The following is a 19,921-nucleotide window of genomic DNA, read 5'->3' on the forward strand; positions in this document are numbered from 1 at the left end:
GACAACGGCCCGTGCGGTGCCCGGCACCGGCGGGCCGTTGTCATTCCAACGCCGCGCCGCCATGCGGCGGCCCGGCAGCCGGCCTCAATCCAGCCGGATATCCGCGCTCTGCACCACCTTGGCCCAGCGCGCCCGCTCGCTGTTGAAGAACTGCGTCAACTGCGCCGGGTCGCGCACCACTATCTCGGCGCCCTGCTCGTTCAACTGCGACGTCACTTCGGGCTGATTGACGATCCGGCCCATCAGGGTCGCCAGCAGATTGGCGTTCTTGTCGCTGGTGGCCGCCGGCGCCATCACGCCCTGCCAGGTACCGGACTCGAAGCCCGCCACGCCCTGCTCCGAAATCGTCGGGATCCCGGCCACCAGCTGCATGCGCTCCTTCTTGGAGATCGCGATCGCGCGCAGCTTGCCGCTCTTGATGTGCGGCAGTGTCGCCAGCAGTCCGTTCATGATGATCTGGGTCTGGCCGCCGATGGTGTCCGTCACGGCCTGCGAACCGCCCTTGTAGGGCACGTACTCCCACTGCGCGCCGGTGGCCTGTTGCACCGCCACCGCGGCCAGGTGCGGCGCGCTGCCGATGGCCGTGACGGCGAAGTTAAGCCGCTGTTTCTTCGACAAAGCCACCAGTTCCGGCACGGTCCTGGCCGGCACATCGGGGTGTACCGCCAGAACGTGCGGTGAATACGCCAGCATGCTGACCGCCCGCAAGTCCTTGGACGGATCGAACGACAGCCTGGTGTACACCGACGGACTGATGGCCAGGGCGCCGACGTCACACAGCAGCACGGTATGGCCTTCCTGCGCGGACTGCACCACGATGCCGGCCCCCAGGTTGCCATTGGCGCCGGGCTTGTTCTCGACCACCACGGTCTGTGTCAGGGCGTCGGCCAGCCGTGGCGCGATGATGCGCGCGATGATGTCGGAGGAGCCGCCCGGCGGATACGGAACCACGATGCGTAGCGGCCGGTTCGGCCAGGCCTCGGCCTGGGCCCACGCCGGCGTCAGCCGGGCCAGGCCGAGCGCGGCCGCGCCGGCCAACAGATGCCTTCTGTTGGAATCCATGTTGTCTCCGTTGTCGTTGTCGTTGGTGGGTTGCCGGGCCGCGCTTCAGGTCACCGGTCCGGGGTTGAACAGTGCCAGCGCATTGTGCAGCTTGAGTTTTTCGGCACAGCTCTGGCGGCGGCCGCTGGCCACGTCCAGCATTAGCCGGAACAATTCCCAGCCGACCTCCTCGATGGTGGCCTGGCCGCTGGCGATGCGACCCGCGTCCACGTCCATCAGGTCGTGCCAGCGCCGCGCCAGGTCGCTGCGGGTGGCGACCTTGATCACCGGCACCTGCGCCAGCCCGTAAGGCGTGCCGCGACCGGTGGTGAAAATGTGCAGGTTCATGCCGGCTGCCAATTGCAGGGTGCCGCAGATGAAGTCGCTGGCCGGCGTGGCGGCGAAGATCAACCCTTTGCGCGTCAGCCGTTCGCCCGGCGCCAGCACGCCGTCGATGTTCGAGGTACCGGACTTGATGATCGAGCCCATGGCTTTCTCGACGATGTTGGACAGGCCGCCTTTCTTGTTGCCGGGGCTGGTGTTGGCGCTGCGGTCGGCGCCTCCGCGCCGCAGGTAGTCGTCGTACCAGGCCATCTCGCGCACCAGCGCCCGGGCCACTTCCGGGGTGGCTGCGCGCGCGGTCAATTGATCGATGCCGTCGCGCACCTCGGTGTTCTCCGAGAACATGACTGTGCCGCCAGCGCGCACCAGCAGGTCCGCGGCAAAGCCCACCGCGGGGTTGGCGGTAACGCCCGAGAAGGCATCGCTGCCGCCGCACTGCACGCCCACCACCAGGTCGGACACGGGACAGGTCTCGCGGCGGCGGCGGTCCAGCGTTTCCAGGTGGCGTTCGGCCGTGCGCATGATGTTGGCGATCATGGATTCGAAGCCGACGTGCGCATCGTCCTGCAACACGATGGTGTCGACGCCCTCGCCACCGGCCAGGCCCTGTCCCGCGCGGATCGGAATCGCGCCCGGCGCCAGCAGGCGCTCGGGTTGCAGCTTTTCGCAGCCCAGGCTGACCACCATGGTGGTGCCGCCGAAATTGGGATTGCGGGCAATGTTGTGCAGCGTGCGCACCGGGACCGCCGCGCCTGGCGCATCGATGGCGACGCCGCAGCCGTAGGTATGCTCGATGCCGACCACGCCGTCGACATTGGGATAGCGCGGCAGCAGCTCGCGGCGGATGCGTTCGACGGCGTGTTCCACCACGCCCTGCACGCATTGCACGGTGGTGCTGATGGCCAGGATGTTGCGCGTGCCGACCGTGCCGTCGGCGTTGCGGTAGCCCTCGAAGGTGTAGCCTTCCAACGCGGGCGGCGGCGCGATCGTGCGCGTGCCCACCGGCAGATCGTCGAGTGTGCGAGCCTCGGGCATGGTGGTAACGCGTTCGTTGACCCAACTGCCGCGTGGCAGGTCCCGCGCCGCATAGCCCACCACCACGTTGTAGCGGCGCACCGGCTCGTCCTGCGCCAGGTCGCACAGCGCCACCTTGTGGCCCTGCGGCACGGCTTCGGCCAGCACCAGGCCGTCCGGCAGCACCGTGCCGGCCGGGAGGCCGCCGTCATTGGCGACGATGGCCACGTTGTCCTGGGGGTGAATCTTGATCAGCACGGGCGCTTGGCCAGGCGCGAACGACATGGGGGATCCTCTGAAAGCAACGCCGCGATCCGCGGCTCCTGGTAAGTTATCGTACAACCAGGCGAATTATCGCTGCAGTTGCGTCCGACCGCATTGCGGATTTCCCCAGGTTTATGCAAAGGTTCCCAAGCGTGAGCGGCGCGGATGCCGCTTGAGCGGCCCAAAATCATGTTGTACGATGACGTACCTATTCACACGCGATCGCCCGGCAACCCGCCTGCCTTGCGGCCGCCTTCAACGGATTTCGCCCATGACCACGCCGCAGGAACTCAAGGCCATCGTCTCGGAAGGACTGCTTTCCTTCCCTGTGACCGATTTCGACGCGCAAGGCAACTTCAACGCCAAGACCTATGCCCAGCGCCTGGAATGGCTGGCCCCCTACGGCGCCACCGCCCTGTTCGCCGCCGGCGGCACCGGCGAGTTCTTCTCGCTGGCCCCCGATGAATACTCGGATGTCATCCGCACCGCCGTCACTACCTGCGCCGGCAAGGTGCCGATCCTGGCCGGCGCCGGCGGCCCGACCCGCCTGGCCATCGCCTACGCCCAGGAGGCCGAGCGCCTGGGCGCCAAGGGCGTGCTGCTGCTGCCGCACTACCTGACCGAGGCCTCGCAGCAAGGCATCGCCGACCACGTCGAGCAGGTCTGCAAGTCCGTCAAGATCGGCGTCATCGTCTACAACCGCGCCCAGTCGCGCCTGTCGGCCGACCACCTGGCCCGCCTGGCCGAGCGCTGCCCCAACCTGATCGGCTTCAAGGACGGCGTCGGCGACATCGAAGCCATGGTCCGCATCCGCCGCAAGCTGGGCGACCGCTTCTCCTACCTGGGCGGCCTGCCCACCGCCGAGGTCTATGCCGCCGCTTACCGCGCGCTCGGCGTGCCGGTGTATTCGTCGGCCGTCTTCAACTTCGTGCCCAAGACCGCGATGCAGTTCTACCGCGCCATCGCGGCCAACGACCACGACACCACCAACCGCCTGCTCGACGAGTTCTTCCTGCCCTACCTGGAGATCCGCAACCGCTGCGCCGGCTACGCCGTCAGCATCGTCAAGGCTGGCGCCAAACTGGTCGGCCACGATGCCGGCCCGGTGCGCGCACCGCTGACCGACCTGCATCCCGAGGAACTGGAGATGCTCGACGCCCTGATCCGCAAGCTGGGCCCGCAATAGGCCCGCGACGCGCCACATCTGTTCGCCCCCGTTCCGGGGGCGTTTTCATTCGGAGAGATTCATGACCTTGACCGGCAATATGTTGATCGGCGCCCAGTCCGTAAAGGGCGCCGGCGCCCCGCTGCACGCCATCGATCCGGCCCGCGGCGAGCCGCTGCAACCCGGCTTCTGCGCCGGCACCGCCGAGGACGTGGCGCGCGCCGCGGAGCTGGCCGCCGCCGCGTTCGACCCCTACCGCACCGCGCCGCTCGAGACCCGCGCGCAATTCCTCGAAAGCATCGCCGAAGGCATCCTGGCGCTGGGCGATGCGCTGATCGAGCGCACCCACCTGGAAACCGGTCTGCCGCTGGCCCGCCTGCAGGGCGAGCGCGGCCGCACGGTCGGCCAACTGCGCCTGTTCGCGCGGGTGGTGCGCGACGGCTACTTCCTGGACGCCACCGTCGACCCCGCCCAACCCGACCGCCAGCCGCTGCCGCGCGCCGACCTGCGCCTGGCCAACGTGCCACTGGGCCCGGTGGCCGTATTCGGCGCCAGCAACTTCCCGCTGGCGTTCTCGGTGGCGGGCGGCGACACGGCATCGGCCCTGGCCGCCGGCTGCCCGGTGATCGTCAAGGCGCACAACGCCCATCCCGGCACCTCCGAAATGGTGGGCCGCGTGATCCAGCAGGCGGTGGCCAGGCACGGCCTGCCCGAAGGCGTGTTTTCGCTGCTGTTCGGCGCCGGCAACGAGATCGGCACCGCGCTGGCGACGCACCCGGCCATCACCGCGGTCGGCTTCACCGGCTCGCGCCGCGGCGGCCTGGCCCTGGTGGCGGCCGCCAACGCGCGCCCGGTGCCGATCCCGGTGTATGCCGAGATGTCCAGCATCAACCCGGTCTTCCTGCTGCCCGCCGCCCTGGAGGCGCGCGCCGAAGCCATCGCCAAGGGCTTCGTCGAATCGCTGGTCATGGGCGTGGGCCAGTTCTGCACCAACCCCGGCCTGGTGATCGGCATCGAAGGCCCGGCGCTGGAGCGTTTCCGCCAGGCCGCCGGCCAGGCGGTGCAGGCCAAGGGCGCCGCCACCATGCTGACCCCCGGCATCTTCGCCGCCTACGCGCAGGGCGAGCAGGCCCTGGCCGGCCACGCCAGCGTCGCCACGCTTGGACGCGGCGAAGCCTCGCGGCCCGCCGCCAACGCCGCCGGCCCCGCCGTCTTCGGCACCGACGCCACCCGCTTCCTGGCCTCGCCCGAGCTGGAGGCCGAGGTGTTCGGCCCCGCCTCGCTGGTGGTGGCGTGCCGCGATGCCGCGCAGATGCGCGCGGTAGCCGAGCATCTGGAGGGCCAGTTGACCGCGACCCTGTTCGTGGACGACGCCGACGCCGACCTCGCGCGCGGCCTGCTGCCGGTGCTCGAACGCAAGGCCGGCCGGATCCTGGCCAATGGCTATCCCACCGGCGTCGAAGTCTGCCACGCGATGGTGCACGGCGGCCCGTTCCCGGCCACCTCCAACCCCGCCTCGACCTCGGTCGGCGCCACCGCCATCCGCCGTTTCCTGCGTCCGGTCTGCTACCAGGACCTGCCCGACGCGCTGCTGCCCGACGGCCTCAAGCGCGCCAATCCGCTCGGCCTGCCGCGCATGACCGACGGCGTGCTCGGCAACGCCTGACGGCGGGCGCCATTGCCCTCGTGCCAGCGCCGTTTTCGGCGGTGGTGAACGTCATGGCCGGGCTGCTGGTGCGAGATCCACCCGGAACACGCTGCCCCGGTCCGGCGCCGATTGCAGCGAAACCCGCCAGCCCTGGTGCTCGCAGATGCGCTGCACCAGGGACAGGCCCAGCCCCAGGTTGCCGGCGTCCGGCTGCGCGCCGCGCACGAAGGGGCTGAAGATGGCCTGCTGACTTTCCAATGGTATGCCGGGGCCGTCATCGGCCACTTGCAGATAGTCGGCGCCAGCGCTGAGCGTCACGCGCGCGCCGGGTCCGGCGTATTGCAGCGAATTGCGAATCAGGTTGGACAGCAGTGCGCGCAGCAGCGGCGCCGGAAAACGCGGCGGGTGTCTGGGTGGCGCTGCCGCGCCGGCCGCGGTGCCGCTTTCGGAGGTATCGGCCGGGGCTTGCCCGGCACCGGGTTGCGCCGCGGACTCCAGCGCCAACGTCATGCCGCGCCGCTGCGCCACCGCGATCCAGGCGGCGAATTGCTCGCGTGCGGCCTCGTTGGCGCTGGTGTGGGCGAACTGGCCGCCAGCGTCGCGCCCGCGCGCCAGCATCAGGTAGGTATCCAGCCTCTCCCCCATATCCGCCGCCGCCGTGGCGATCCGGCCCACGCGCGCCGCGCCCTCAGCGTCCAGGCCGGGCTCGTCCAGCAGCAGCTCGCACGAGCTGGAGATCACCATCAGCGGCGTGCGCAGCTCATGGCCGACGTCGGCCGTGAACAACTGTTCGCGCCGCAGCGCCTGTTCGAGCTGGTTGTAGGTGGCGTCGAAGGCGTCCGCCAGCCGGCCGATCTCGTCCGGCGGATAGTCCGCCGCCAGGCGGGTCTGGGGCGGCTGCGCGCCACGCGCCGTGACCTGCGCCGCCAGCCGCGCCAGCGGCCGCAGCATGCGCCGCGTCGCCAGCGTGCCCAACACGAACGCCAGCACCAGGCCGCCGGCCAGGCCGCTGACCACGGTCCAGTGCGAAGCGGACTGGTTGCGCTCGTACTCGGTGTAGTCGCGCAGCAGCATGTAACGCTGGCCGTCCTTGTCGTCCACCATCACGTGCCAGACGCGGCCGTCGCGCTCGATCTTGTGAAAGCCTGGCGCCAGCCCGCGCAACCATTGCGGAAACGCCGCGCTGCCCGGCTCGCCATGGAAGAACCGGTGCGGCCGGCCCGGGTCGATGCCGGCCAGGAAGTCGCCGCGGACCCGCTCGACCGCCATGCCCATGTCGATGCGCTGCAGGTGGACTTCGAGCGTATTCACGCTCCAGATCGAGACCCAGGTCAGCGCGCCGCCGACCAGCAGCGCCAGCAGCAGGTAGGTGCGCACCAGGTAGCGCGCCAGCCCGCGCCGCGCGCTACGCATCGTCGCCGGCCCGCAGTTGGTAGCCGATGCCATGCACGGTGTGCAGCAGCGGCGTGGCGAACGGCTTGTCCACCACCTGGCGGATCTGGTGGATGTGGGTGCGCAGGCTGTCGCTGTCCGGCGGCGAATCGCGCCACAACGCCTCTTCCAGCCGGCCGCGGTGCACCACCGCCGGACTGGCGCGCATCAGCAGCATCAGCAGTTGCAGCGGCGACGGCGGCAGCCGCAGCGCCTGCCCGCCGCGCGCCAGCGCCAGCGTGCCGATATCCAGCGTCAGGTCGCCGACCCGCAGCACCCGCGCCGCGCCGGCGCCGCTGGCGCGGTGCAGCAGCGCCTTGGCGCGCGCCGCCAGTTCGGCCAGGGCGAACGGCTTGACCAGGTAGTCGTCGGCGCCGGCGTCGAAACCCGCCAGCCTGTTGTCCAGCGTGTCGCGCGCGGTCACCATGATGACCGGGGTATCGCAGCCGGCCTCGGTGCGCAGCCGCCGGCACAGGTCGTAGCCGTCCAGCCGCGGCAGCATCAGGTCCAGCACGATCAGGTCGAAGCCGCCCTCGGCCGCCATGGCGTACCCGCGCAGCCCGTCCTCGGCGCAGTCGACGATGTAGCCGCGGCGCGTCAGGTGGTGCGTGATGTTGGCGAGGATATCGGGGTCGTCTTCGATGACAAGAACGCGCATGGGGCGGAGCAGAGAATGGAAATCAATCTCAGATTGTAAGCGCGGCCGCGATCCGGTCATGGACGCCCATCGGTTCGCGGCGCTGCCGCCACAACCCGGCGCGCGTCTTAACGAATTCTTGAACCCGGATGGCGGAGACTGCCTGCCGATAGGAATGGTTCGCGTTACCCGCAAGCCCGCGGGGCATGACGTGGCCACTGGATCGGGACCTCCCCATGCGTTTGAAAAACATGTTCCGCGCGGCGCTGGCCGCCACCGCCCTGCTCTGCGCCCTGCCCGGCGCCCAGGCCCGCCAGGTGACCGACCTGGCCGGCCGCGTCGTCACGGTGCCCGACCATCCGCGGCGGGTGCTGCTGGGCGAAGGCCGCTTCATCTTTGCCATGGCGCTGCTGGACCGCGCCGACCCGGTGGCGCGCGTGGTCGGCTGGCAGGGCGAACTCAGGCAGCAGGACCCCTATTCCTGGCAGCAACTGATCAAGCGCTTCCCCAAAGCGGCCGAGGTGCCGCTGATCGGCACCACCTCGCAAGCCAGCGTCAGCCCGGAGAAGATCGTCTCGCTCAAGCCGGACGTGGCCATCTTCAGCCTGAGCGGGCATGGCCCGGGCCGCAACAACCCGATGATCGCGTCGCTGCAGCAGGCCGGCATTCCGGTCGTCTTCATCGACTTCCGCCAGCATCCGGTCAGAAACACCGTGCCCAGCCTGCGCATCCTCGGTCAGGCGCTCGACCGCGCGGACCAGGCCGAACGCTATATCGCGTTCTACGAATCGCACATGGCCAAGGTGCGCGAGCTGGTGGCGCCGGTGCCCCGGAACGAGCGCCCGCGCGTGTTCGTTGAAATGCTGGCGGGCGTCTGGCCGGCCTGCTGCCACACCACCGGCAACGGCAGCTTCGGCGACCTGCTGGAAGCCGCCGGCGGCGTCAACGTGGCCGCGCCGGTGCTGCCGGGCGCGATCGGCGACATCAGCATGGAGTTCCTGCTGCAAGCCCAGCCGCGAGTCTACATCGCCACCGGCAGCCGCTCCGAACCCGGGCGCCCAGGCCTGCTGGCCGGCCCTGGCGCCATTGCCAATGTCTCCGCCGCCAGTCTGTCGACGCTGCTGCAACGCGACGGCATCCGCGACCTGGACGCCGTCAAGCGCGGCCGCGCCTTCGGCATCTGGCATGCGTTCTACAACTCGCCCTACAACGTGGTAGCGATCGAGGCCATGGCCAAGTGGCTGTATCCGCAACGCGCCGCCGCGCTCGACCCGCAAGCCACGCTCGACACCCTGTACCGCGACTTCCTCGACGTGGACGGCGCTGGCACCTACTGGACCGCGCCCGCCGCCCACTGACCCGCCCTACCCATGCAGACCTTCGCTAGCGTCCCGGCCGCCAGTGGCGTGCCGGACGACCCCATTGCCGACTATCGCCGCACCCGCAGGCGGCGCCTGCTGCTGGTGGTGACGCTGGCCGCGCTGATCGTCGCCAGCCTGCTGGCCGACATCGCCACCGGCCCGGCCGGCCTGGCGCCCGCCGACCTGCTGCGCACCCTGCTGCACCCCGACGCCGCCGACGCCGGCACCCGCGTCATCGTCTGGAACTTCCGCCTGCCCTACGCCCTGATGGCGCTGCTGGTGGGCCTGGCGCTGGGCCTGGGCGGTGCCGAGATGCAGACCATGCTGGACAACCCGCTGGCCAGCCCCTATACGCTGGGCGTGTCGGCCGCGGCCGCGTTCGGCGCCTCGCTGGCCATCACTCTGGACTGGCACCTGCCGGCGCTGCCGCCCGGCATGGTGGTGTCGCTGTCGGCCTTCGCCAGCACGCTGGTGTCGGCGCTGGTGCTGGAACGCGTGGCGCGCTGGCGCGGCGGCTCGACGCTGGGCGTGGTGCTGTTCGGCATCGCGCTGGTGTATGCGTTCCAGGCGCTGGTGATGCTGCTGCAGTTCATCGCCAGCGAGGAAGCGCTGCAAGGCATCGTGTTCTGGACCATGGGCAGCCTGGCGCGCGCCAACTGGGCCACGGTCGGCGCGATGGCCATGGCGCTGGCGCTGGCGATTCCGTATTCGCTGCGCGACGCCTGGAAGCTGACGGCGGTGCGGCTGGGCGAGGAGCGCGCGGCCAGCTTCGGCATCGACGTCAAGCGCCTGCGGCTGGTGAGCCTGCTGCGCGTCAGCGCGCTCGCGGCGCTGGCGGTGTCGTTCGTCGGCACCATCGGCTTCGTCGGCCTGGTGGCGCCGCACATCGCCCGGTTGCTGCTGGGCGAAGACCACCGCTACTACCTGCCGGGCAGCGCGCTGGCCGGCGCGCTGATCCTGTCACTGGCCTCGGTTGCCTCCAAAACCGTGCTGCCCGGCGCGCTGGTGCCGGTGGGCATCGTTACCTCGCTGGTCGGCATTCCCTTCTTCCTCACCATCGTCATCCGCGCCCTCAAGCGTGGTTGACGCCTTAACCTGACCCCGGAGACGCCTTCCCATGCAAACCCGTTACCCGCTCGCCCTCGTCGCCCTGCTGGCCACCGGCGCCGCCCACGCCGCCGATCCCGCCTGCGGCATCGACGTCGAAGGCCAGCCCGGCAAGAAGTTCGCGCCCAACCACATCGTGGTGCCCGCGACCTGCAAGGACTTCACGGTACGCCTCATCCACACCGGCAAGAACAGCAAGGAAAAGGCCGGTCACAACTGGGTGCTGACCAAGACCGAGGACATTGACGCGGTCATGGTCGACGGCATCAAGGCCGGCGCGGCGCACGACTTCCTGGCGCCCGGCGATGGCCGCATCCTGGCCAGGACGCCGATGCTCGGCGGCGGCGAAACCGCCACCGTCACGTTCCCGGTCAGCCGCCTGGCCACCGGCCAGTCGTACACCTTCTATTGCTCGTTTCCGGCCCACGCCCAGCACATGCGCGGCACGCTGGCGCTGCAGCCCTGACGCCATGGCCTCGCTGGAGATCCGCTCGCTGACCGCCGGCTACGGCAACCGCCCGGTGCTGCGCGGCCTGCGGGCGGCGCAGCTGCCCGAAGGCACGCTGACGGCCCTGCTGGGACCGAACGGCAGCGGCAAATCGACGCTGCTCAAGACGCTGGCCGGGCTCAATCCCATGCTGGGCGGCGACCTGCGGCTGGACGGCGCGGATTTCGCCGGCCTCTCTCCGGTCCGCCGCGCCGAGCACGCCATGTACATGCCCCAGGCCCTGCCCAAAGGCGTGCACATGACCGTGCTGGAGTCGGTGCTGGTGGCGGCCCGCTCGGGCCGCGCGCGCCAGGGCGGCGACGCCTTGATGCGCGACGCCATGCAGGTGCTGGCCGAACTGGGCATCGGCCATCTCGCCAGCCGCTACCTCGACGAGCTGTCCGGCGGCCAGAAGCAGTTGGCCTCGCTGGCGCAGGCGTTGGTGCGGCGGCCGCGCCTGCTGTTGCTGGACGAGCCGCTGTCGGCGCTGGACCTGAACTACCAGTTCCACGTCATGGACGTGCTGCGGCGCCAGACCGTCCGCCACCGGCTCATCACGCTGGTGGTGCTGCACGACCTGAACATCGCGCTGCGCCACGCCGACCATGCGCTGCTGCTGCATGGCGGCGTCCTGCTGGCCGAAGGCCCGCCGCAGCATGTGGTCACGCCCGATACGCTGCGCCAAGCCTACGGCGTGCTGGCGCGGGTGGAACGCTGCCCGCAAGGCCAGCCCCAGGTGCATGTGGACGGGTTGGCCCATAACGGGTTGGCCCATCATGGGCTGGCCCATCACGGACGGGCCGCCGCCTAGATCAGGAACTGCCGGTAGGCCTCGTTCGCCGTTTCTTCCGAATGGGCGTAGCCCAACTGCGCCAGGAAGCGGTCCAACGCCGCGTCGTCCGCCAGCGGCGCCTGGATCCCCACCAGCACCGAGCTGAAGTCCGCGCCCTGGTTGCGGTAGTGGAACAGGCTGATGTTCCAATTGGGCGCCATCGCCGACAGGAACTTCATCAGCGCGCCCGGACGCTCCGGGAATTCGAAGCGAAACAGCCGTTCGCCGCCCGCCAGCGGCGAACGCCCGCCCACCATGTAGCGGATATGCTGCTTCGAAACCTCGTTGTGAGTCAGGTCGCTGACCGCGAAGCCCTCCTGCTCCAGGCCGCGCATGATGTCCGCGCCCTCGCCGCGGCGCGCGATCTGCACGCTGACGAAGATGCGGGCGGTGTTGGCGTCGGCGATGCGGTAGTTGAATTCGGTCACGCTGCGCTGGCCCATTACGGCGCAGAAGCGGCGGAAGCTGCCGCGCTCCTCCGGCACGGTGACAGCGAATACCGCCTCGCGCGCCTCGCCCACCTCGGCGCGATCGGCGACGAAACGCATGCGGTCGAAATTCATGTTGGCGCCCGACGTGACCGCCACCAGCGACTGGCCGGTCACCCCCTCGCGCTCGACGTACTGCTTGAGCCCGGCCAGCGCCAGCGCACCGGCCGGCTCCAGCACGCTGCGCGTATCCAGAAATACGTCCTTGATGGCCGCGCAGACCGCGTCGGTGTCCACCAGGATGACTTCGTCGAGGAACTGGCGGCACAAGCGGAAGGTCTCTTCGCCCACCAGCTTGACCGCCGTGCCATCCGAGAACAGCCCGACTTCGGCCAGGCTGACCCGTTCCCCCACCTGGATCGACTGGGCCATCGCGCTGGAATCGATCGTCTGCACCCCGATCACCTTGACCGAGGGGTCCACCGCCTTCAGGTACACCGACACACCCGCCGCCAGGCTGCCGCCGCCGATCGGCACGAACACCGCATCCGGCCGCCCTGGATGCTGCCGCAGGATCTCCATGCCGACGGTGCCCTGCCCGGCGATGACGTAGGGATCGTCGAACGCCGGGATGAAGGTCAGGTCCTGCTCGCGCGCCAGGGTCTGGGCATAGGCGTAGGCATCGCTGTAGGAATCGCCCGCCAGCACCACCTGCACCGTCGGGCCGCCGTGGGCGCGCACCGCATCCACCTTCACCTGCGGCGCGGTCTGCGGCACCACGATGGTGGCGCGCACGCCCAGCCGGGCCGCGGAAATCGCCACACCCTGGGCGTGGTTGCCGGCGGAAGCGGTGATCACGCCGCGCTCGAGCGCCGCCTGCGGCGTGTTGCGCATCTTGTTGTACGCGCCGCGCACCTTGAAGGAGAACACCGGCTGATTGTCTTCGCGCTTCAGATGCACGCGGTTGCCCAGGCGGCGCGACAGGCCCTGCGCCAGGTCCAGCTCGGTCTCGCGGGCGATGTCGTAGACCCGCGCCGTCAGGATCTGGCGCAGGTATTCGATGGGCGCGGCGTGGCCCGCGGCAAAGGTATTGGTGTCGGTACTGGTGGCGGCTTGGGGTTGTTGCATGGAGCGTCTCTGCGGCGTGGAAAGCGGCGCCCGGCAGAGGCGGCAACAAAAAACCCGCCTCGTGGGGCGGGTTCGTTTGACTGACTGCGGTCGCGCGCTAACCCACCATTCCAGGAATGATGGTAATAATCAGCGAAATGCGGATGGCGCGGGAAGTCATGGGGCGTAGCTTCCCGCAAGCCCGGCGCTTTGTCAAATCGGAGCGTCCGGTATCGGGACACGCGGTGCAGCAACGCCCGGCGCAGGGACGCCCTATCCGTAAGGCCGCACCCGCTCGGGCAGTTCGTCCAGCGGCCGATGCCGCGCCAGTTGCGCCAGCACGCCGCGGAACATGTTCTTGCGGGCGGCGGCGTCCGGCACACGCCGCACGAACAGGTATTCGAAGTGTGCCAGCAGCCGCCGCAGCAGATCCGCATCCAGCGCCAGCAGGATCTGCCGCAGATCCTCAGGCAATGCCTCGTCGGGCGATGACAGGAACAAACCCATCTGCGCCCGCGTCAGCGGCTTGGTCCGGTACAGCGCCTCGCTGGCGGCGCGGCAGGCCTGGCGGTCATCCAGCGCCAGCAGCGTGGTGCACTTGAGCACCATCAGGAACACCTGGAATTCCGAATCCGTCTCGGCCAGTTCGATGCCCTGGTCGAAATGCGCGATGGCCTCGCGCAGGCGGCCCTGGTTCAGGCGCAACTGGCCCAGCACCGCGAAGGCGGAGGCAAATGCGGTACTGCGAGCGAACGCATCCTCGGCCAGCGCCTCGGCCAGCGCCAGGTGGTCGTGGCTGACAAAGCACAGCAGCTTGGCCGCGGCCAGTTCCAGCATTGGATCGCCACGCACATGCGGCAAGGCCTGGAACACCAGCGCCTCGATCTGCGGCTCCAGCACACCCGGGTCGCTGGACAGATCCAGCACCAGCCGCGCATACAGGTGCGAGGCCCACATCAGCGCGGTCTGCGGGTCGTCCGGACGTTCGCCGCGCAGTTTTTCCAGCTCGGCTTCGGACTCCAGCCAGCTTTGCGGGCTGCGCGACAGCAACAGCGCGACGCGGTGCAGGCGCAGTTCGATGGGTTCGTCGGTGGGGCCGGCATCGCCCCGGGCGCGCGCCAGGCTGCGCCAGATCTCGCTCTTGATCGAAGCGGCGAAGGCGGTCGCGGCGGTGCGTCCGACCAAGGTCTCGTCGGCCGGCGCGATGGTCCAGCGCTCTGCCCGCAGCGCCGCGCCGCTGGCGGACTCGCGCAGGACCACGGCGCAATGCACGCCGGCCTCGTCCTGGCGCAGGCCGACTTCGACGCGGAACGGCGCCTGGGCCTCGCTGGCGGCCGCCAGCGACAGCAGGCTGACGCCACGCTCGCTCGGCAGGCGCGCCCGCAGGGCGCCGGCCAGGTCCACCAGGAAGGCCTTGACCCGCGGTTCGGTCCGCAACGCCTCGGGGCCGGCGGCCGGGCCGATGGCGACGTAGACATCGCCGCCGGGTTCCGCTTCGGGCGCGGCGATCCAGCTATAGCCTTCGCCATAGCTGGTGGCGATGAAGCGCGGCGCGCGCGCCGAATCGCCCAGCTTGCCACGTAGGCGGTTGATCAGCAGGTCGACGCTGCGCTCGAGCGCGTCGGCCTCGCCACGCTGGGTCGCGTCCAGCAGGCGCTGGCGCGGCAGGATCTGGCCGACGTGCCCGGCCAACAAAGCCAGCGCCGCACTTTCCACCGGCGTGAAGTGGATCGTCTGGCCATCGGTACGGCTGGCGTAACGGAACTTCGGGTCAAACAACAGATTGCCAAACCGCATTGCGTCTCCCCGCAACGGGGCTGTGCAACGTCGATCGTCATCCTGCGCCCCGTTCACTCTTCCGCCCGCGCCACGACGCGGACGGATGGCGAATTTAGCCATAACTTGCCGCCCGAAGCCAGCAGGATAGCTCTATTTGGCGCCATTCCTGGGCGCAATAACGCCGGCTTTTCCTGCCCTGCCCCCAGGCCTTGGACGATTGGCGCCCATTTCCGCGCCCGCCAGGCGGGGCGCGGTATTACAATGTTTGGTTCGTGGCAGTCGCACCTTCCAGGCGGTCGGGCAGTTGGACCGGCAAATAAAGGACGGGCGGCGCCATGTTGAGCCGATCGGGGCCTGCCCGGGTCAGCCCATACGAACCCACTCTCGACAACATCTACCGGCTGACGCCGCATAGCATGTTCGGGTTTGCGCCTAGCGCCACCGCCGAACAGATTCAAGGATCATGTCTCTTACTCCGAAGATTATCTACACCCTCACCGACGAAGCTCCGGCGCTTGCAACCCGTTCCCTGCTGCCGATCGTCCAGACCTTCGCGAAGTCCGCTGGCATTACGGTTGAAACCCGCGACATCTCCCTGGCGGGCCGCATCATCGCCCTGTTCCCCGACTACCTCGACGACAGCCAGAAGCTGGGCGATGCCCTGTCCGAGCTGGGCGCCCTGGCGGTCCAGCCCGAAGCCAACATCATCAAGTTGCCGAACATCAGCGCCTCGATGCCGCAGCTCAAGGCCGCCATCAAGGAACTGCAGGACCAGGGCTACAAGCTGCCCGACTACCCTGACGCCCCGGCCAACGACACCGAGCGCGACGTCAAGGCGCGCTACGACAAGGTCAAGGGCAGCGCCGTCAACCCCGTGCTACGCGAAGGCAACTCCGACCGCCGCGCCCCGCTGTCAGTCAAGAACTACGCCCGCAAGCACCCGCACAAGATGGGCGCCTGGACGGCTGATTCCAAGTCGCATGTGGCGCACATGGACAGCGGCGACTTCTACGGCACCGAAAAGTCGGCCCTGATCGCCGAGGCCGGCGACGTCAAGATCGAACTGACCGCCGCCGACGGCGCCAAGACCGTGCTGAAGGAAAAGACCCCGGTCAAGGCCGGCGAGATCATCGACGCCGCCGTGCTGTCGACCGCCAAGCTCAAGACCTTCCTGCAGGCCCAGATCGACGACGCGCGCGCCCAGGGCGTGCTGTTCTCGGTGCACCTGAAGGCCACCATGATGAAGGTCTCCGACCCGGTCATCTTCGGCCACGTGGTGTCCGTGTTCTACAAGGACGTGCTGGCCAAGCACGCCGCCGTCCTCAAGCAGGCCGGCTTCGATCCCAACAATGGCATCGGCGACCTGTACGCCAAGATCCAATCGCTGCCCGCCGACCAGCAGGCCGCGATCACCGCCGACATCGACGCCGCCTACAAGACGCTGCCGCAGCTGGCCATGGTGAACTCCGACAAGGGCATCACCAACCTGCACGTGCCCAGCGACGTCATCGTCGACGCCTCCATGCCCGCCATGATCCGCGACTCGGGCAAGATGTGGAACGCCGAAGGCAAGCTGCAGGACGCCAAGGCCGTCATCCCCGACCGCTGCTACGCCGGCGTCTACCAGGCCGTCATCGACGACTGCAAGCAGCACGGCGCCTTCAATCCGGTCACGATGGGCAGCGTGCCCAACGTCGGCCTGATGGCCCAGGCCGCCGAGGAATACGGCTCGCACAACAAGACTTTCGTGGTCCCCGCCACCGGCACCGTGCGCGTCACCGACGCCTCGGGCAAGGTGCTGCTGGAGCAGGCCGTCGAGGCCGGCGACCTCTGGCGCATGTGCCAGACCAAGGACGCCGCCATCCAGGACTGGGTCAAGCTGGCCGTCACCCGCGCCCGCGTCAGCCAGACGCCGGCCGTGTTCTGGCTGGACGAAAAGCGCGCCCACGACGCCCAGGTCATCGCCAAGGTCAAGCAGTACCTGAACGACCACGACACCAGCGGCCTGGATCTGCGCATCCTGGCCCCGGTCGAGGCCACCAAGTTCTCGCTCAAGCGCATCCGCGAAGGCCTGGACACCATCTCCGTCACCGGCAACGTGCTGCGCGACTACCTGACCGACCTGTTCCCCATCATGGAACTGGGCACCAGCGCCAAGATGCTCTCGATCGTGCCGCTGGTCGCCGGCGGCGGCCTGTTCGAAACCGGCGCCGGCGGTTCGGCGCCCAAGCACGTGCAGCAGTTCCTGGAAGAAGGCTTCCTGCGCTGGGATTCGCTGGGCGAGTTCATGGCCCTGGCCGCATCGCTGGATCACCTCGGCCGCGCCTACGACAACGCCCGCGCCCTGGTGCTGGGCAAGACGCTGGACCTGGCCACCGCCAAGTTCCTGGACGAGAACAAGTCGCCCGACCGCAAGGTCGGCGGCCTGGACAACCGCGGCAGCCACTTCTATCTGGCGATGTACTGGGCCCAGGCCCTGGCCGAGCAGACCGACGACCGCGCGCTGGCCGCGCTGTTCGCCCCGGCCGCGGCCGCATTCGCGCAAGGCGAAGCCAAGATCCTGGAAGAGCTAAAGGCCGCCCAGGGCAAGCCGGTCGACATCGGCGGCTACTACCAGCCGAACGAAGACAAGGCCAGCCGCGCCATGCGCCCCAGCGCCACGCTGAACCAGGTGCTGGCCAGCATCGGCTAAACCCCATCACGCCGCCGGGCCAGCCGGCCCGGTCGCGCCAAGGCCGGCGGTTCCTCACGGAGCCGCCGGCTTTTTTCTTGCTTTATCGTCGTGGCCGGCCCTTGTCGCCAGCAACCCGCCGTGCCTCGCGGCCGCTAGGCTTGCGAGACTCGCCGCGCGCGGCGGATCTGCAGCCATTGCAGCGCCACCGGAATCAGCGACAGCCCGATGATGATGACCGACACCCAGTGCAGGTTGGCGCGCACCCAGGCGATCGAGCCGAGCCAGTAGCCGGCCAGCAGCATCGAGCCGCACCAGGCAATGGCGCCGACCACGTTGTAGATGAAGAACGTGCGGCGCGGCATCTGCGACAGCCCGGCCACGAACGGCGCCAGCGTGCGCACGATGGGCACGAAGCGCGCCACCGTGATGGTCATGGCGCCATAGCGCGCGAAATAGGCGCGCGCCCGCTCAAGGTGTTCGCGTTTGACCCAGCGGCTGTGGGCGAGCTTCTGCCCCCAGCGGGACGAGGCGATGGCATAGTTGAGCGCGTCGCCGGCAATGGCGGCGGCCGTGATGGCCGCCAGCGACACCAGCGGATCGATGCCCGCCAGGCCCAGGAATGCGCCGGCGGCGAACAGCAACGAATCGCCCGGCAGGAACGGCATCACCACCAGGCCGGTCTCGATAAACACGATGGCGGCGATGATACAGGTGCCCAGCACCCAGTTCTGCGCCAGCAGCGCCATCAGGCCCTGCTCGCTGGTCAGCCAAGCAAACATCTCGGTAATGCTCATACGGATCCCGCCCTTCTTCTATGGCCGGTGGCGCCGGCCTTTTCTTTACATGGAGGGGCGCAAGTATGCGGCAGACACCGTCGAGATTTCATCAAATTTGGCCGCACGGCGCGTCAGCGCTGCGCTATCAGTCGATCGAGCCGCAGGCGGCCGCGTTCGTCCGTCAGGCGCCGCATGGCGCCGTAGGCCGCCCCCATGGCGGCCATGCCGCTGGCGCCGCACAGCAGGAACATCAGCAGGATCTGGTACTTGGCCGCGTCGATCGGATCCATGCCGGCAATGATCTGGCCGGTCATGATGCCGGGCAGCGTGATGATGCCGGCCGCCGACATCTGGTTGATGCTGGGCACAATGCCGCGCCGCACCGATTCGCGCAGCAGCGCCGCGAAGGCCTGGTGCGCGGTGGCGCCCAGCGACAGGCGCGCCTCGATCGCCAGCCGGTCGCGCCGCACCCCCGACAGCACCCCATCCAGCGCCAGGCTGGCCGCGTTCAGCACGCTGCCGAGCACGATGCCGACCAGCGCGATGGTGTAGCGCGGGTCATACCAGGGTTCGGGCCGCAGCGCGGTGCTCAACACGAACAGCGCCGTCACCACCGTGGTGGCCACCACCGCCATCGTGCCCACATGCCCGTTGCCGTGGCCGCTGAGCCGCCCCTTGGGCCGGGCCGCGACCTCACGCGCCGCCAGCGCCATCATCACCGCCACCACCAGCGCGGTCAGCCAGGGCGCCGCATGCGCGAACACGATGCGCAGGATATGGCCGACCAGCAGCAACTGCACCACGGTGCGCAATGCCGCCCAAAGCACCTGGCGCTGCAGATTCAAGCGCAGGGCGAATGAGATGCCCGCCGACAGCAGCACCAACAAGGAGGCGATGACCAGGTCCGGCGCCTGCAGTTTGATCACGTCCATTGCGGCTCCAGCCTGCCCTGCTCCATGCGCCAGCCGCGCCGCCCCATGCGCCGCGCCTGCTCCAGGTTGTGGGTGACCATGAGGATGGCCGTGTCGCCCTCCAGGTAGCGGCGCAATTCGGCTTCGACGCGCGCGGTGGCTTCGGGATCCAGCGCCGCCGTGGGCTCGTCCAGCAGCAGGACCCGCGGCGCCAGCGCCAGGGCTCGCGCCAGGGCGGCGCGCTGCCGTTCGCCGGTGGAAAGCTCCTGCACCAGCGCATCCATTTTTTCTGGCGCCAGGCCCAGGCGCCGCAAAAGTTCGGCGGCCTGCCCGCGGTCATTGAAATGCGGCGCGAGGTAGTCGTCCCACCAGCCGGCCTCGGCCTGACAGTAGATCACCTGGCGACGCCAGGCATGGCCGCGCATGCCCGAACGCGGCGCGCCGTCCAGTTCCACTTCGCCATGGCCAGGATCGAGGTCTGCCACCTGGCGCAGCAGCAGCGATTTGCCCGACCCCGAGGGGCCGGTGATGGCGGCGCATTCGCCCGCCGCCAGGTCCAGGCTGACAGGCGCCAGGCGTTCGCTGTAGACGCCGCGCAACCTGAGCACGGGAGGTTTCTGTGACATGGCGGCAAGCATAACCCGCGCGCCCCTCGGGTATGCGCCGCGCGCCGGCCGATTCCCGCGCTGGCGCATGAGCTTATGCGCGGCGGCCATGTCCCTATGCCCTTCGCCACCCTGCATATGAGCGCCGCCTGGGTAGGCGCGACGAAGCATCACGCCAAAAAACCATTTGCTAGAGTTCCCATATTGCAAATGAAAATCATACCAACAACGATGTTCGATTCATGCAATACCGGCGCTGGAAATCCTTTGCTGCTGCAGTGGACCGACAGGCAGGCCCGCCAGTCGCGTCCC

The 19,921-nt window shown here is 69.1% G+C and carries 16 protein-coding genes; 7 read left to right on the top strand and 9 right to left on the bottom strand.

The window, feature by feature from the left end:
• Window positions 1-84: 84 nt before the first annotated feature.
• Window positions 85-1,062 (bottom strand): Bug family tripartite tricarboxylate transporter substrate binding protein, encoded by a 978-nt coding sequence (locus tag AC6LKG_RS21510; RefSeq protein WP_498167939.1) that lies wholly within the window; start codon window positions 1,060-1,062, stop codon window positions 85-87.
• 45 nt (window positions 1,063-1,107) lie between these two features.
• Window positions 1,108-2,682 (bottom strand): galactarate dehydratase, encoded by a 1,575-nt coding sequence (gene garD / locus AC6LKG_RS21515; RefSeq protein WP_498167942.1) that lies wholly within the window; start codon window positions 2,680-2,682, stop codon window positions 1,108-1,110.
• Window positions 2,683-2,932: 250 nt separating this feature from the next.
• Here garD and kdgD point away from each other — a divergent pair, with 250 nt between their 5' ends.
• Window positions 2,933-3,847, top strand: coding sequence for a 5-dehydro-4-deoxyglucarate dehydratase (gene kdgD / locus AC6LKG_RS21520; RefSeq protein WP_059270414.1), 915 nt, complete (start codon window positions 2,933-2,935; stop codon window positions 3,845-3,847).
• Between the two features lie 61 nt (window positions 3,848-3,908).
• Entirely contained in the window at window positions 3,909-5,492 is a 1,584-nt protein-coding gene (locus AC6LKG_RS21525; protein WP_498167945.1) for an aldehyde dehydrogenase (NADP(+)), read from the top strand.
• A 51-nt stretch (window positions 5,493-5,543) separates the two neighbouring features.
• Here the strand turns inward: AC6LKG_RS21525 and AC6LKG_RS21530 are convergent, their stop codons facing one another.
• Both AC6LKG_RS21530 and AC6LKG_RS21535 read right to left on the bottom strand, forming a co-directional pair.
• A complete protein-coding gene (locus AC6LKG_RS21530; protein WP_498167948.1) occupies window positions 5,544-6,920 on the bottom strand; it encodes a sensor histidine kinase in 1,377 nt (458 codons plus the stop codon).
• Window positions 6,880-7,563, bottom strand: a complete 684-nt coding sequence (locus AC6LKG_RS21535) for a response regulator transcription factor (protein ID WP_498167951.1) — start codon at window positions 7,561-7,563, stop codon at window positions 6,880-6,882. The genes AC6LKG_RS21530 and AC6LKG_RS21535 overlap by 41 nt, the downstream gene beginning before the upstream one ends.
• Before the next feature lie 215 nt (window positions 7,564-7,778).
• Here AC6LKG_RS21535 and AC6LKG_RS21540 point away from each other — a divergent pair, with 215 nt between their 5' ends.
• Genes AC6LKG_RS21540 through AC6LKG_RS21555 form a run of 4 tightly spaced genes read left to right on the top strand, consistent with a single transcriptional unit; the run spans window position 7,779 to window position 11,308 of the window.
• Entirely contained in the window at window positions 7,779-8,900 is a 1,122-nt protein-coding gene (locus tag AC6LKG_RS21540; protein WP_498167953.1) for an ABC transporter substrate-binding protein, read from the top strand.
• 12 nt (window positions 8,901-8,912) lie between these two features.
• A complete protein-coding gene (locus tag AC6LKG_RS21545; protein WP_498167956.1) occupies window positions 8,913-9,989 on the top strand; it encodes a FecCD family ABC transporter permease in 1,077 nt (358 codons plus the stop codon).
• A gap of 31 nt (window positions 9,990-10,020) precedes the next feature.
• Complete coding sequence (gene azu / locus AC6LKG_RS21550) at window positions 10,021-10,476, top strand: azurin (RefSeq protein WP_498167958.1); 456 nt, start codon at window positions 10,021-10,023, stop codon at window positions 10,474-10,476.
• A 4-nt stretch (window positions 10,477-10,480) separates the two neighbouring features.
• Entirely contained in the window at window positions 10,481-11,308 is an 828-nt protein-coding gene (locus AC6LKG_RS21555; protein ID WP_498167961.1) for an ABC transporter ATP-binding protein, read from the top strand.
• Here the strand turns inward: AC6LKG_RS21555 and ilvA are convergent.
• Together ilvA and AC6LKG_RS21565 are read right to left on the bottom strand one after the other, a co-directional pair.
• A complete protein-coding gene (gene ilvA / locus AC6LKG_RS21560; RefSeq protein ID WP_498167964.1) occupies window positions 11,305-12,885 on the bottom strand; it encodes a threonine ammonia-lyase, biosynthetic in 1,581 nt (526 codons plus the stop codon). The genes AC6LKG_RS21555 and ilvA overlap by 4 nt on opposite strands.
• 252 nt (window positions 12,886-13,137) lie before the next feature.
• Complete coding sequence (locus AC6LKG_RS21565) at window positions 13,138-14,661, bottom strand: winged helix-turn-helix domain-containing protein (protein WP_498167966.1); 1,524 nt, start codon at window positions 14,659-14,661, stop codon at window positions 13,138-13,140.
• Window positions 14,662-15,106: 445 nt separating this feature from the next.
• On the opposite strand from AC6LKG_RS21565, the gene AC6LKG_RS21570 reads away from it, so the two are divergent.
• Window positions 15,107-17,335: an NADP-dependent isocitrate dehydrogenase gene (locus tag AC6LKG_RS21570; protein ID WP_498167968.1), complete on the top strand. Its 2,229-nt coding sequence runs from the start codon at window positions 15,107-15,109 to the stop codon at window positions 17,333-17,335.
• A gap of 134 nt (window positions 17,336-17,469) precedes the next feature.
• Here the strand turns inward: AC6LKG_RS21570 and AC6LKG_RS21575 are convergent, their stop codons facing one another.
• The 3 genes from AC6LKG_RS21575 to AC6LKG_RS21585 all read right to left on the bottom strand — a co-directional run bounded on the left by AC6LKG_RS21575 (window position 17,470) and on the right by AC6LKG_RS21585 (window position 19,630).
• Window positions 17,470-18,096, bottom strand: coding sequence for a VTT domain-containing protein (locus AC6LKG_RS21575; RefSeq protein ID WP_231891639.1), 627 nt, complete (start codon window positions 18,094-18,096; stop codon window positions 17,470-17,472).
• A gap of 128 nt (window positions 18,097-18,224) precedes the next feature.
• Window positions 18,225-19,025 (bottom strand): ABC transporter permease, encoded by an 801-nt coding sequence (locus AC6LKG_RS21580; RefSeq protein ID WP_498167969.1) that lies wholly within the window; start codon window positions 19,023-19,025, stop codon window positions 18,225-18,227.
• Entirely contained in the window at window positions 19,016-19,630 is a 615-nt protein-coding gene (locus AC6LKG_RS21585; RefSeq protein WP_498167972.1) for an ABC transporter ATP-binding protein, read from the bottom strand. The genes AC6LKG_RS21580 and AC6LKG_RS21585 overlap by 10 nt, the downstream gene beginning before the upstream one ends.
• Between the last annotated feature and the right edge of the window lie 291 nt (window positions 19,631-19,921).

It is taken from the genome of Achromobacter sp. 46006, assembly GCF_059761975.1.

What these genes read in the sequence shown, in the direction of transcription:
- AC6LKG_RS21510 (WP_498167939.1), bottom strand. Translation starts at nt 1,062, where the DNA reads ATGGATTCCAACAGAAGGCATCTGTTGGCCGGCGCGGCCGCGCTCGGC.
- garD (WP_498167942.1), bottom strand. Translation starts at nt 2,682, where the DNA reads ATGTCGTTCGCGCCTGGCCAAGCGCCCGTGCTGATCAAGATTCACCCC.
- kdgD (WP_059270414.1), top strand. Translation starts at nt 2,933, where the DNA reads ATGACCACGCCGCAGGAACTCAAGGCCATCGTCTCGGAAGGACTGCTT.
- AC6LKG_RS21525 (WP_498167945.1), top strand. Translation starts at nt 3,909, where the DNA reads ATGACCTTGACCGGCAATATGTTGATCGGCGCCCAGTCCGTAAAGGGC.
- AC6LKG_RS21530 (WP_498167948.1), bottom strand. Translation starts at nt 6,920, where the DNA reads ATGGCATCGGCTACCAACTGCGGGCCGGCGACGATGCGTAGCGCGCGG.
- AC6LKG_RS21535 (WP_498167951.1), bottom strand. Translation starts at nt 7,563, where the DNA reads ATGCGCGTTCTTGTCATCGAAGACGACCCCGATATCCTCGCCAACATC.
- AC6LKG_RS21540 (WP_498167953.1), top strand. Translation starts at nt 7,779, where the DNA reads ATGCGTTTGAAAAACATGTTCCGCGCGGCGCTGGCCGCCACCGCCCTG.
- AC6LKG_RS21545 (WP_498167956.1), top strand. Translation starts at nt 8,913, where the DNA reads ATGCAGACCTTCGCTAGCGTCCCGGCCGCCAGTGGCGTGCCGGACGAC.
- azu (WP_498167958.1), top strand. Translation starts at nt 10,021, where the DNA reads ATGCAAACCCGTTACCCGCTCGCCCTCGTCGCCCTGCTGGCCACCGGC.
- AC6LKG_RS21555 (WP_498167961.1), top strand. Translation starts at nt 10,481, where the DNA reads ATGGCCTCGCTGGAGATCCGCTCGCTGACCGCCGGCTACGGCAACCGC.
- ilvA (WP_498167964.1), bottom strand. Translation starts at nt 12,885, where the DNA reads ATGCAACAACCCCAAGCCGCCACCAGTACCGACACCAATACCTTTGCC.
- AC6LKG_RS21565 (WP_498167966.1), bottom strand. Translation starts at nt 14,661, where the DNA reads ATGCGGTTTGGCAATCTGTTGTTTGACCCGAAGTTCCGTTACGCCAGC.
- AC6LKG_RS21570 (WP_498167968.1), top strand. Translation starts at nt 15,107, where the DNA reads ATGTCTCTTACTCCGAAGATTATCTACACCCTCACCGACGAAGCTCCG.
- AC6LKG_RS21575 (WP_231891639.1), bottom strand. Translation starts at nt 18,096, where the DNA reads ATGTTTGCTTGGCTGACCAGCGAGCAGGGCCTGATGGCGCTGCTGGCG.
- AC6LKG_RS21580 (WP_498167969.1), bottom strand. Translation starts at nt 19,025, where the DNA reads ATGGACGTGATCAAACTGCAGGCGCCGGACCTGGTCATCGCCTCCTTG.
- AC6LKG_RS21585 (WP_498167972.1), bottom strand. Translation starts at nt 19,630, where the DNA reads ATGTCACAGAAACCTCCCGTGCTCAGGTTGCGCGGCGTCTACAGCGAA.